Annotated in this window: 7 protein-coding genes and 1 other RNA gene; 5 read left to right on the top strand and 3 right to left on the bottom strand. The window is 68.0% G+C overall.

The genetic code is table 11. The features are described from left to right. Window positions 1–84 precede the first annotated feature (84 nt). Window positions 85–435: RNase P RNA component class A (gene rnpB / locus QMX83_RS16925), an RNA gene on the bottom strand. A gap of 130 nt (window positions 436–565) precedes the next feature. Next, window positions 566–1,387: a 16S rRNA (cytidine(1402)-2'-O)-methyltransferase gene (gene rsmI / locus QMX83_RS16920; RefSeq protein ID WP_282297805.1), complete on the bottom strand. Its 822-nt coding sequence runs from the start codon at window positions 1,385–1,387 to the stop codon at window positions 566–568. A gap of 78 nt (window positions 1,388–1,465) precedes the next feature. Between rsmI and QMX83_RS16915 the strand changes: the two genes are divergently transcribed. The 5 genes from QMX83_RS16915 (at window position 1,466) to QMX83_RS16895 (ending at window position 10,348) form a co-directional block, all read left to right on the top strand. After that, window positions 1,466–3,181: a penicillin-binding protein activator gene (locus tag QMX83_RS16915; RefSeq protein ID WP_282297804.1), complete on the top strand. Its 1,716-nt coding sequence runs from the start codon at window positions 1,466–1,468 to the stop codon at window positions 3,179–3,181. Window positions 3,182–3,202: 21 nt separating this feature from the next. Next, window positions 3,203–3,580 carry a YraN family protein gene (locus QMX83_RS16910; RefSeq protein ID WP_282297803.1) on the top strand — a complete coding sequence of 126 codons (378 nt, stop codon included), beginning with the start codon at window positions 3,203–3,205 and terminating at the stop codon, window positions 3,578–3,580. Window positions 3,581–3,620: 40 nt separating this feature from the next. Then, the gene (locus QMX83_RS16905) at window positions 3,621–5,018 is read left to right on the top strand and encodes an FAD-linked oxidase C-terminal domain-containing protein (RefSeq protein ID WP_282297802.1); all 1,398 of its coding nucleotides are present in this window, start codon (window positions 3,621–3,623) and stop codon (window positions 5,016–5,018) included. A gap of 193 nt (window positions 5,019–5,211) precedes the next feature. Then, complete coding sequence (locus QMX83_RS16900; protein WP_282297801.1) at window positions 5,212–7,695, top strand: autotransporter outer membrane beta-barrel domain-containing protein; 2,484 nt, start codon at window positions 5,212–5,214, stop codon at window positions 7,693–7,695. 268 nt (window positions 7,696–7,963) lie between these two features. Continuing rightward, window positions 7,964–10,348: an autotransporter outer membrane beta-barrel domain-containing protein gene (locus QMX83_RS16895; RefSeq protein WP_282297800.1), complete on the top strand. Its 2,385-nt coding sequence runs from the start codon at window positions 7,964–7,966 to the stop codon at window positions 10,346–10,348. Between the two features lie 58 nt (window positions 10,349–10,406). Here the strand turns inward: QMX83_RS16895 and QMX83_RS16890 are convergent. After that, window positions 10,407–10,988, bottom strand: a 582-nt coding sequence (locus QMX83_RS16890) for an AIR synthase-related protein (protein ID WP_282297799.1), incomplete at its 5' end; no start/stop codon positions are given.

Genomic DNA, 10,988 nt, shown 5'->3' with positions numbered 1-10,988 from the left:
TACCGCCGGGGGTGGGATGACCACCGGGTTGAGGATTGAGGGGCTGTTGTGACGCGCCATGCGCGTCACCCGTCTGGAGGGAAAAGGCGGAGCCGGCCGATAAGCCGGGTTCTGTCGTGGACAGTCATTCCTCTAGGCGACACGTCACCGTGGCGCTCAAGCAACCTACCCGGTCCCGACGCGGGCCACGCCAAAGGACCCTATTTGGTCTTGCTCCAGGTGGGGTTTGCCGTGCCGGTCTGTTACCAGACTCGCGGTGCGCTCTTACCGCACCATTTCACCCTTGCCGGCTCTCCGAAGAGAACGTAGGCGGTATCTTTCTGTTGCACTTTCCGTCGGCTTGCGCCGCCCAGGCGTTACCTGGCACCTTGCCCTGTGGAGCCCGGACTTTCCTCGGCATTCCCGAAGGAATGACGCGACTGTCTGGCCGGCTCCGCCACGCGTAGTGTACACCGTATTGTCTGCAGGCCCGGCATTTTGCGCCGCGCTTCGCGCGGTTGCCGGCCAACGGCCGGCGCTACGAATTGCTGAGGGCGCAGTGAGATGGCGTTAGTAAAGGTGTCGTTTATGAGCCGTATAGGGCTTTGCGCGGGGCACCGGTGAGTTCGGCCGCCAGTTTGGCCGCGGTAGACGGCGGCAGATGCTCGCTCAGCTTCGCGTAGACCCGGCGGCCGTGCTGCAGCTGCGCCTCGGCGTCGTCAGTCGCTCCTTGCACCATCACCACGAACTCGCCCTTGCGCTGGTTTTCATCCGCTTCCACCTGCGCGCGCAGGCTGGCGAGGTCGCCGTCGAGCACGGTCTCGAACAGCTTGGTCAGCTCACGGGCCAGCACCGCCGGGCGTTGCGGTCCGAACGCGTCAGCCATATCGGCCAGGGACTCCGCGATGCGGTGTGAGGATTCGTAGAACACCAGGGTACGGGTTTCCCCGGCGAGCGCCTGCAGACGCTCACGACGGCCGGAGCCCTTGGCAGGCAGGAAACCCTCGAAGGTGAAGCGGTCGCTGGGCAGGCCGGCCACGCTCAGCGCGGCAATCGCCGCGCAGGCTCCAGGAACCGGGCTGACCCGGATCCCGGCTTCGCGCGCGGCGCGCACCAGCCGGTAACCCGGATCGCTGACCAGCGGGGTGCCGGCGTCGCTGACCAGCGCCAGCGACTCACCGCCCAGCAGGCGGCCGACAATGCGCTGGGCCAGGGCGTCCTCGTTGTGGTCGTGCAGCGCCACCAGCGGCTGCTGGATGCCGAAATGGGCCAGCAGCTGGCCGCTGCGGCGGGTGTCCTCGGCGCAGATCGCCGCCACCGAGCGCAGCACCTCCTGCGCACGCGGCGTCAGGTCGGCCAGGTTGCCGATCGGGGTGGCAACGACATACAGCGTGGGGACAGCACTCATCGCAACGGCACTCACAGGTCAAGGGTAGAATCGTACCGTACCCGCCTACGGCCGCTGCCCCATCGAATGGACCTGATCATGAACAAGCCCGCCGCCCGGATCTCCACCCTGTCGCTGTCGCTGCTGCTGTTGGCCGGCTGCGCCACGACCAGCCTGACCTCTGCACCGGAGTCGCCGGCACAGAGCCAGGCGCTGGTGCTGATCGAGCAGGGCAAGCCGCGCGACGCCGCCGTGCAGCTGGAAGCCCTGGCCAACACCCTGCGCGGCACGGCCCGCAGCGCTGCCCTCGCGGACGCCGCCTTCGCCTGGCATGAGGCCGGCGACACCGCCCGCGCGCGCAGTCTGTTGACCCAGGTCACCCCGCGTGGCCTCAGTGGAGCCAGCCTGCAGCGCTATCACCTGACCACCGCCGAACTGGCGCTGCTGGACAAGCAGCCGGCACAGGCACTGGCGGCGCTGAAGGAGTCCTCCGATACCGTGGTCCCGCAGCTGCGCACGCGCTGGCAGCTGGCCCGCGCCAACGCGCTGCAGGCCAACGGCGATGTGATCGGTGCCGCCACCGAGCGCGCCCGCGCACACGCCGCCCTGAGCGGCACCGCCCGCACCGACAACCAGCAGGCCATTGCGGCGCTGCTGGGCCAGCTGGACGATGCCACCCTGCGCGCCCGTGCCGCTGCACTGCCGGCCAACGAGCCGCTGTACAACTTCGCCGGCCGCGCGTTGATCGCCCGTGGCCTGCCCTTGCCGCGCCCGTTCGACCGCGACGGCGTCGCCCAGTTCGACACCAGCAAGCGTCCGCCCGCACTCAGCGACGGCTATCGCCCGCCGGTGAAGATGGCGGTGCTGCTGCCGCTGAGTGGTCGCCTGGCCACCGCCGCGCAACCGGTGCGCGATGGCCTGCTGAGCGGCTACTACGGCGAGACCCGCCGCCGCCCGGACATCCAGTTCATCGACACCGCCGGCACCCCGTCCGGCGCGGTGGCTGCCTATGACAAGGCGGTCGGCGCCGGCGTGGACTTCATCGTCGGCCCGCTGGGTCGCGACGAGGTCGACGCGGTGTTCGCCCGCAACGAACTGCCGGTGCCGGTGCTCGCGCTGAATCGCGGCAAGAGCAGCCCGCCGGCCGGCAGCGCCGGTTTCTCGCTGGCCCCGGAAGACGACGGCATCATCGCCGCCGAATACCTGCGCGGGCGCGAACGCAGCAAGGTGCTGGTGGTGCACAGCAATGACGACAACGGCCGACGCACCGCCGCCGCCTTCCGCGAACGCTTCACCCAGCGCGGCGGCCAGGTGCTGGCCACCATCGGCGTGAACGATACCGTCGGCGACATCGGCGCCCAGGTGCGTGCGGCCGGTGCGGCCGACGGCGTGCTGCTGGCGGTGAAAGCCCCGCAGGCCCGGCAGCTGGCTCCGCAGCTGGCATTGGCCGGTGTGGGCGGTGCCAGCCGCGTGGGGACCTCGCAGTTGACGCTGGGCACCGGCAAGCCGGAAGAAGACATGGCGCTGGACGGCATCGTCTATCCGAATGAAGCCTGGAACGTGCGCAGCGTGGCCGGCTTGCCGCCGGCCGGCACCGCCGGGCAGCTGCTGCCCACCGCGCGCGGCGCGGCAGGCCGTCTGTTCGCATTCGGTTTCGACGCCTGGAAGATCAGCGCCTACCTGGACAAGGTCGCCAACGAGGGCGGCCTGGCCGGTGCCACCGGCACCCTGTTCCTGGACAGCAACGGCAATGTGCTGCGGGTGCCGGCGTGGTCCACCTTCAGCGGCGGCCGGCCGATGCCGGTGGCCAACTGACCGGGCGTTGAGCGGCAGGCGTTGACCAGCCCACGCGCCCAGCGCGGCGCGGCGGTGGAAACCGCTGCGCTGGAGCTCCTGCGCCAGGCCGGGTTGCAGCCCCTGGCGCGCAACGTGCGCTTCAAGGGCGGCGAACTGGACCTGGTGATGCGCGATGGCCACACCACGGTGTTCGTGGAAGTGCGCTACCGCGCCACCGCACAGTTTGGCGGGGGTGCCGCGTCGGTGGATCGGCGCAAGCGGCGCAAGCTGGTGTTGGCCGCGCAGTTGTTCCTGCAGCGACATCCCGCGCTGGCGATGCAGCCGTGCCGCTTTGACGTGGTGGATGCCAGTGGTGACCCCCTGCAGCTGAACTGGCTGCGCGCGGCGTTCCGGCTGGAAGATTGTGGGTTTGCCTAGACCTTTGGAGGGCCGGCCAACGGCCGGCGCTACCGTGACGATGAACACTTCTTTGCCCGCTGGATTCTCAACTGAACTGCACGCGCTGCTGGGCGCGGAGGGCTGGCGCACCGATGCCGCCGCGCTGGAAGCGCATGCGCAGGACAACTCGTGGCGGCATGCGCTGCCCGACGGCGTGGCACTGCCGACCGACCGTGACCAGGTAGTGGCGATCGTGCGCGCCTGCCGCGCACACGACGTGCCCATCGTGGCGCGCGGCGCGGGCACCGGCACCACCGGTGCGGCGGTACCGGTGAACGGCAGCATCGTGCTGTCGTTCGCGCGCATGAACCGCATTCTCGACGTGCAGCCGGGCAACCGCTGCGCGGTGGTGGAACCGGGTGTACTCAACGGCGAACTACAGCACGTGCTGGCCCCGCACGGCCTGTTCTGGGCACCGGACCCGTCCAGCGCGGAGATCTGCAGCATCGGGGGCAACCTGGCCTGCAATGCCGGCGGCCCGCGCGCGGTGAAGTACGGCACCAGCCGTGACAATGTGCTGGGCCTGGTCGCGGTCACCGGGGCCGGTGACCTCATCCAGTGCGGCGGGGCCTACACCAAGGACGCCACCGGTTACGACCTCACCCATCTGCTGGTGGGCAGCGAGGGCACGCTGGGGCTGATCGTCGAAGCCACGCTCAAGCTGACCCCGGTGCCGGTGACCCAGGCCGGCCTGCGCGTGCTGTACCGCGATGCCGATGCCGCGGCCGCTGCGGTGTCGCGGCTGATGGCGCAGCCGGTGGTGCCCACCCGTCTGGAGTTCATGGACGCACGCAGCCTGGAACTGCTGCGACGCAATGGCGCGGAGGTGCCGCCGGCCGGCGCGATGCTGCTGGTGGAGGCCGACGGCGACCACGACACCCTGCCCTACCTGCTGCAGGCGCTGTCCGATGCCGCCGAAGGCGAGGGCCTGCTGGCCTTGGAAGTGGCGATGGAAGGTGCCGCACGCGAGAAACTGTGGGCGGCGCGCAAGGCGCTGTCGCCGGCGCTGAAGAGCATCGCCCCCGGCAAGATCAATGAAGACGTGGTGGTGCCGGTGTCGCGCATCCCCGACCTGGTGGCCGGCGTGCAGGCGCTGGCGCAGGAGTACACCCTGACCATCGTCACCTTCGGTCATGCCGGCAACGGCAACCTGCACGTGAACATCCTGTACCACCCCGACGACGCCGACGAGAACGCGCGCGCGCACGCCGCGCTGCCGAGAATATTTGAACTGACGCTGGCACTGGGCGGCACGCTGTCGGGTGAACACGGCATCGGCCTGGCCAAGCGCGACTTCATGGCGCAGGCCTTCTCGCCCGCAACGCTGGCCGCGATGCGGTCAATCAAGCAGGCGCTGGACCCGGACGGGATCCTCAACCCGGGCAAAGTCCTGCCGCCGGTGCCTTCAACCGGCTGAGTCCCGATGCAGGGCCGTCACGGCCCGATGGACGGATTGCAACTTCCTTCATTGGTCATGAGCAGCAGATCCCGGAGGCTACGCCCTCCTTGGACACCCTGCTGCTGGCAGCGCGCGCGCGCTGTCCGGCTGCGCGCGATTGCCCGGCACTGCCGGGTCGGTGTCCTGCCGTTCCCCCTCAGGATCATCGACCATGAACGTTTCACACGGCTCCCGCCGCCCTTCCCTGCGCCCCCTCGCCAGCGCCGTGCTGCTGGCGCTCAGCACCCTGCCACTGCACAGCGCAGTTGCCCGCGACATCGACGGCGAGCGCGTCGATGTCGGTTACGGGCAGCCTGCCGAAGAGTGGAAACTGATCAATACGTCGCACCTCTCCGTCAACAACGGCCAGACCCACTACATTTCCGCCACCGATACGTCCCTGGTCCAACTCGCCGATTCGACCGTGACCCGCACTCGAACCACGGGCCCCGCCATCTTTCTGAGCGGGAAAGCCGAGTTGTTCGCGACATCCACCCGCATCCTGGGTGGCGGCATCACGCTGAGCAACAGCGCCTACCTTGAAATGACCGGCAGCGAAATCGTCGTGGACCGCGCCGGCGGTGCGGATGTCGGCCTTCTGATGCTTCCCACCGGGTACCAGCAGGCCCTGCTCGATTCCACGCGGATCCACGTTCTTGCCGACCCCGCCGCCCCCACTGGAGCCGGCATTGGCGCACGACTGGCCGGAGGGGAGCTGCGCCTGCAGAACAAATCGGAGATCCTGTCGACAAATGCCGGCGTGCACGTGCTCCCCGCTTCCGGTTTTGCCAGCATACTTACGATTGACGATTCCAGCGTCACCTCGCAGCAGGGGCCGGCACTCTGGGTCGCCGCCCAGGGTGACAAAGACCAGCGCGTGGACATTACGGTCTCCAACGGTTCCACGCTGTCCGGCGGCGATGGCAATCTGCTACTGGCTCGCGCTTTGAATGGCCAGCCCGGTGAGGCCCACACGGACGTGCAGTTTACCGTCACCAACGCGCATCTCACCGGCGACGTCACCCTGGACACCACTGCGTTCAACGGCAGCATAAACGTTGGCCTGTTCAACAATGCGCGCGTCACTGGTCGCTTCAACAATGTCACCACGGCGCGCATCAGCAGCGGCAGCACCTGGCAACTCTCCGGTGACAGCACGGTGGGTCAGGTTCAATTGGACTCGACGGGCGACATCGAACTGGGCGACGGCATGCAATTCAACACCTTGAGCATGGACAGCTTCGCAGGTAACGGTGGCACGCTGGTGTTCAACACCCGGCTCGGTGATGACACCTCCGCCACCGACCGTCTGTTCATTGCCGGCAAGGCCGAGGGGCAGGCGAACGTGATCGTTCGCAATGCCGGTGGTGCGGGAGCCAAAACTGACCGGGGCATCGAGCTGATCCGCATCGATGGTAACTCCAATGCCATGTTCCACCTGTTGGGCCGCGCAGTGGGGGGCAGGTACGAGTACTTCCTGCTCAAGGATGAAAGCAACGGCAACTGGTACCTGAGTTCGGAACTCACTTCGGACGTTCCGTGCGATTTCGATCCGAATCAGCCGGGCTGCGAGATCACGCTTCCGGTTGAGCCGATCGAGCCGATCGAGCCGATCGATCCGGTTGATCCGATCGAACCGGTTGATCCGGTTGAACCAATTGATCCGGTTGAACCTGTTGATCCGACTGACCCGATCAAGCCGGTTGATCCGGCTGACCCTGCGGATCCCATTACGCCCACGCCGGTGCTGCGCCCGGAAGCCGGTGCCTACCTGGCCAACCAGTTCGCGATGGAACACCTGCTGCGCCACAGCTGGCGCGACCGCCAGGGCGAAGTCGACGGTACCGGCGAGCGCCCGCGCGGCTGGGCCCGCGTGGACAGCACGCAGAGCCGCCTGGGCAAGGTACACGACCAGCTGACGCTGCGGGTGGAGCGTTCGCGTCTGCAGCTGGGCGCGGACCTGAGCGTGTTCGACGATGGCCGCGGCCGCCTCGGCCTGATGGGCACGGCGGCGCAGTCGAGTGCGAACTCGCGTTCGGAATTGACTGGCTACAGCGCACGTGGACGTGTGGAAGGTGGCGCAGTGGGTGCGTACGCCGGTTGGAGCAATGGCACTGCGTTTATGGACAGCACGGTGCAGCGTGGTCAGTTCCGCAACCGCGTGCAGGGTGAGGGCCTGGCGGAAGAGCGCTATTCATCGGACATCTGGCAATCGTCGTTGGAAGGCGGCTACCGCATCGGCATCAGCCAACTGGGCGTCATGGCGCTGAGCCTGCAGCCGGAACTGCAGCTGGTATACACCGACATCAGCACCGACCTGCACGTGGAAAGCAACGGCACCGTGGTGCGCGCCGTCGGCAACGACGGCGTGTCCGGTCGCCTGGGCCTGCGTCTGCAGGGCAACACCACCGCTGCGGTGGGTGTCCAGGTGCAGCCTTACCTGGCAGCGAACTGGTACCGCGATGGCGGCGCGGCTGGCGTGGCCTTCGACGATGAAGTCCTCAACGCCGGCACCCCGCGCAACCGCTATGAACTCACCGGCGGTGGTCGCGTGGATGTCGGCAGTCTGTCGGGCTGGGGCGGCGTTGGCGTGAGCCGCGGCGACCAAGGCTATCGTGAAGTCAGTGCCCAGCTGGGGCTGTCTTACCGCTGGTAAAGAGGAACACGGAGACGCCGGCGCAAGCCGGCGCTTCTACAGGGCAGGCCTACCGCCGATTTCTTCACCCGGCTGAATCTTTGCGCAGGCCTTCACGCCCCGATTGCCGGATTGCAACTTCTTTCATTGGTCATAAGCGACACATCCCGGAGGCTACGCCCCCCTAGGACACCCTGCTGCAGGCAGCGCTCGTGCGCTGTGCTGCGGCGCGCGATTGCCCGGCGCGGCCGGGTCGGTGTCCTGCCTTTCCCAACCAGGATCATCGACCATGAACGTTTCACACGGCACCCGCCGTCTTTCCCAGCGCCCCCTCGCCAGCGCCCTGCTGCTGGCGCTCAGCACCCTGCCACTGCACAGCGCACTGGCCCGTGACATCGACGGCGAGCGCGTCGACATCGATCACGAGCACGCTGCCGAAACATGGAACCTGACCAATGGTGCGCACCTGACCGTCACCAACGGCCATACCCACAAAATCTCCGCCGCCGATACGTCCCTGGTCGAGCTCACGGGTGCCACCGTAACTCGCGCGGACGGCGCGGGCTCGGCCATTGTGCTGAGCGGGGAGGCCACGTTGATCGCCACCTCCACCCGCGTCGAAGGCGGCGGCATCACACTGAGCGGCAGCGCCCACCTGAAAATGACCGGCAGCGAGATCGTCAAGGAACCCTCCGACGGTGCGGGCGTCGGCCTCCAATTGATGCCCGACTTCGACCAGCAAGCGCTTCTCGATTCCACGCGGATCCATGTTATTTCCGATCCTGCCGCACATCCCACTTTGTACGGCATAGGCGCACGGGTGGGGGGAGGGGAACTGCGCCTGCAGAACAAGTCGGAGATCCTGTCGACGAACGCCGGCGTGCATTTCATCCGTTCGCTCGGTCCTGGCAGCATGCTGACGATTGATGATTCCAGCGTGACCTCGCTGCAGGGGCCGGCGCTGTGGATCTCAGGCCAGACCAACACGGAACAGCGCGTGGACATCCAGGTGTCCAACGGCTCCACGCTGACCGGCGGCGATGGCCATCTGCTGCTGGCAAGGTCCACAGGCGGAACCGGCACAGCTCACATGGACGTGTACTTTGCCGTCGACGACGCGCGGCTCACCGGCGACGTCACCCTGGACACCCCTGCGTTCAACGGCAGCGTCAACGTTGACCTGCGCAACAACGCGCGCATCACCGGTCGTTTCAATGATGTCACCACGGCCCACATCGGCACCGGCAGCACCTGGCAACTCACTGGTGACAGCAAGGTGGGTCAGGTTCGATTGGACGCGACGGGCAGCATCGTGCTGGGCGATGGCAAGCAGTTCAACACCTTGAATCTGGACAGCTTCACAGGAGCCGGTGGCACCTTGGTGTTCAACACGCGGCTGGGTGATGACAGCTCCGCCACCGACCGCCTGCTCATTGCCGGCGACGCCGACGGGCAGGCCAACGTGCGCGTCCTCAATGCCGGTGGCGCGGGAGCCAAGACCGACCGGGGCATCGAGCTGATCCGCATCGATGGCGCATCCAATGCCACGTTCGACCTGGTAGGCCGCGCAGTGGGTGGCAGCTATGAGTACTTCCTGTTCAAGGATGGGAGCAATGGCAACTGGTACCTGCGTTCGGAGCTCGCTACCGGCGCTCCGTGCGACATCGACCCGGATCAGCCGGACTGCCAGATCACGCTGCCGGTTGAGCCGATCGACCCGGTGGATCCGGTTGATCCAGTGGATCCGGTGGTGCCCACGCCGGTGCTGCGCCCGGAAGCCGGTGCCTACCTGGCCAACCAGTTCGCGATGGAACACCTGCTGCGCCACAGCTGGCGCGACCGCCAGGGCGAAGTCGACGCTGCCGGCGAGCGCCCGCGCGGCTGGGCCCGCGTGGACGGCACGCAGAGCCGCCTGGGCAAGGTACACGACCAGCTCGCGCTGCGGGTCGAACGCTCGCGCCTGCAACTGGGCGCGGACCTGGGCGTGTTCGACGATGGCCGCGGCCGCCTCGGCCTGATGGGCACCGCAGCACAGTCGAGTGCGACCTCGCGTTCGGAACTGACCGGCTACAGCGCACGTGGACGCGTGGAAGGCGGCGCAGTGGGTGTGTACGCCGGTTGGAGCAATGGCACTGCGTTTGTGGACAGCACGGTGCAGCGTGGGCAGTTCCGCAACCGCGTGCAGGGCGAAGGCCTGGCGGAAGAGCGCTACGCGTCGGACATCTGGCAGTCGTCGCTGGAAGCCGGCTACCGCTTTGATGTCGGCCAGCTGGGCACCCTGGCGCTGAGCCTGCAGCCGGAACTGCAGCTGGTGTACACCGACGCCCGTACCGACCTGCATGTGGAAAGCAACGGCACCGTGGTGCGTGGTGTCGGCAATCACGGCGTGTCCGGTCGCCTGGGCCTGCGTCTGCAGGGCGACGCCACCGCTATGGCCGGTGCCCAGGTGCGGCCGTACCTCGCGGCGAACTGGTACCGCGACAGCGGCAGCGCCGCCATGGCGTTCGACGGCGAGGTCGTCAACGCCAGCACCCCGCGCAACCGCTATGAACTCACCGGCGGGGGTCGCGTGGACCTCGGTCGCCTGTCGGGCTGGGGCGGTCTGGGCGTAACCCGCGGCGACCACGGCTACCGTGAAGTCAGTGCCCAGCTGGGGATGTCATATCGCTGGTAAAGAAGAGGAACAGGGAGACGCCGGCGCAAGCCGGCGTTTCTACAGGGTAGCCTTGGCCTTACAGGAAGTGTTCGTAGCCCGGTGCGTGCGGCTCACTGCCCGCTCCGTGCACGCCCTGCCCTGCCGTCACGGTGCCCACCCGGGTGAGCGGCAGCGACAGCCGTTCGGACAGCGCGCGCACTGCGTCGTGCTGGGTGGGCGCGGCAGTGAAGCACAGTTCGTAGTCGTCGCCGCCCCGCAGTGCCGCTTCGCGCGCTGAAGCATCGCCGACGCGCGCGCGTGCGGCAGGTGACACCGGCAACAGGGTCGGGTCGATGTGGGCTCCCACACCGCTGCGGGTGCAGATATGCCCCAGGTCGGCCAGCAGTCCATCGGAAATGTCGACGGCCGCGTGGGCGATACCGGCCAGCGCGCGGCCCAGCGCCACGCGCGGGGTGGGCCGGGCCAGGCGTTGGCGCAGATGCTCGATGTGGGCGTCATCGGCGGGCCGGCGCACGTCCAGCGTGCCCGCCTGCCAGGCGCGCAATGCGATGGCCGCATCCCCCAGCGTTCCGCTGACCCAGATATCGTCGCCCACCCGCGCGGCGGCGGGGCCCCGCCCCCCACCCGGGGGTTCCTCCCCCCGCGCGGGGCGGGGGCG

Source organism: Stenotrophomonas sp. PS02289 (assembly GCF_029960115.1).
In the GTDB taxonomy this organism is placed as follows: domain Bacteria; phylum Pseudomonadota; class Gammaproteobacteria; order Xanthomonadales; family Xanthomonadaceae; genus Stenotrophomonas.
Note: the sequence above shows the minus strand (reverse complement) of the source record. Positions and strands in the feature narration are given on the sequence as shown.